Origin of the sequence: Arcobacter sp. F2176, assembly GCF_004116465.1 — a bacterium.
Classification (GTDB): domain Bacteria; phylum Campylobacterota; class Campylobacteria; order Campylobacterales; family Arcobacteraceae; genus Arcobacter; species Arcobacter siniprincipis.
The window spans coordinates 1-213 of record NZ_PDJV01000099.1 but is presented as its reverse complement, the minus strand read 5'-3'; the positions used below and the strand labels follow the sequence as shown (position 1 = coordinate 213).

Sequence of the window (213 nt, the reverse complement as noted above, 5' to 3'; positions counted from 1 at the left end):
TTCACTTTTTGTAGCATCAGTTTTTTCTATTTTGTCTGTATTTGTATCTTTTTTTACTTCTTTTACATTTGATTTTGTTTCTTGGATTAATCTATCCATCAAAGAAGTTGTTTTTGCATCAGTTTTTGTTGTATCTACTTTTGTTTCAGTTTTAGCTTCACTTTTTGTAGCATCAGTTTTTTCTATTTTGTCTGTATTTGTATCTTTTTTTAC

The 213-nt window shown here is 25.8% G+C and carries 1 protein-coding gene; it reads right to left on the bottom strand.

Features of this window, described 5'->3' with window-relative positions; genetic code table 11:
- The coding region (locus tag CRU95_RS17045; protein ID WP_164969835.1) for a hypothetical protein at nt 1-213 on the bottom strand (213 nt) is incomplete at both ends.